The sequence below is a fragment of the Streptomyces sp. NPDC004658 genome, from assembly GCF_040609555.1.
Classification (GTDB): domain Bacteria; phylum Actinomycetota; class Actinomycetes; order Streptomycetales; family Streptomycetaceae; genus Streptomyces.
The window spans coordinates 1-1,032 of sequence record NZ_JBEXKG010000454.1 but is presented as its reverse complement, the minus strand read 5'-3'; the positions used below and the strand labels follow the sequence as shown (position 1 = coordinate 1,032).

General features: G+C 79.0%; 2 pseudogenes. Both read right to left on the bottom strand.

Annotation, left to right across the window (positions count from 1 at the left end):
* Positions 1–118, bottom strand: a pseudogene (locus ABZV94_RS42115) (histidine phosphatase family protein); the annotation flags it as partial.
* A 286-nt stretch (positions 119–404) separates the two neighbouring features.
* Positions 405–743, bottom strand: a pseudogene (locus tag ABZV94_RS42110) (hypothetical protein); the annotation flags it as partial.
* Positions 744–1,032: the final 289 nt, after the last annotated feature.

The following is a 1,032-nucleotide window of genomic DNA, read 5'->3' as shown; positions in this document are numbered from 1 at the left end:
GCAGCCCGCGCGGCGCCAGCGGCCTGCGGTGGTCCTCGACGCCCTCGGGCCACGCGGACTTCGCGTGCCGCAGCACCACCAGCCGCCGCAGCGGGCCGGCACCGGCCGGGGCGTTCACGCGGGGCTCCCGAGGCCGAGCGAACCGAGCGGACCGAGCGGACCGAGCGAACCGAGCGAACCGAGCGGACCGAGCGGACCGAGCGGGCCGAGCGGGCCGAGCGGTGCGCTGCCCTCGACACCCCCGCGCCACGCCGACCCGCCGCGGCGCGACGCCATCAGCCGGTTCACGCGGGTCCCGACCACACGACGCCCGAGCCACCCGCGGCCATCGACACCCCCGCGCCACACCGACCCACCGCGCCGCGACACCAGCCACCGCAGCCGACCCACACCCGCCGAGACGTTCACGCCGGGCTCCCGAGGTCGTGGGAGAGGTCCAGGGCGAGCAGGCGGTCGGCGTAGGCGTACGTCTCGAAGCGGGCGCCGTCCGGGAGGTCCGGGTCTCGCGCCACGTCCCGCAGCACGTCCAGCACCCCGGGCAGGTCGAGATCGTTCTCCCAGGCGGCCCGCAACCGTCCCCGCACCGGTTCCGGTACCGGTCGTGAGGGTCGGCGCGCCCATCCGGCCACGGCCCGCCGCCAGTCGGCGAGCTGCCCGGCGGCCCGGTCCAGGGCGCTGCCGTCCAGCCGCGCGGGCTGGTGCCGGGGAACCGAGAGCAGGGCCAGCCGCAGCGCGGCGGGGTCCGCGAGCAGGGCCGGAAGCGGCGGCTGCGGCCCGACCCACTCCACCGGCGCGACAGCGGCCAAGGGCCCCTCGTCCGGCGTTCCCGGCACCGAGCCCGCCGCCGGATCCCCGGCCGAGCGAGCGCCGGGCGGTCGGCCTTCGCCCCGCTCAGTCCCCGAGGGGGAGCCATCAGCCCGGCGAGTCCCCGCGTGCGAGCCTTCCCCACGCCCAGCCCCCGCGTCCGGGCCTTCGCTCCGTCCAGCCGTCGGTGCCGGGCTCGCCATGGGCTGCCCGGCGTGGTCACCCGGG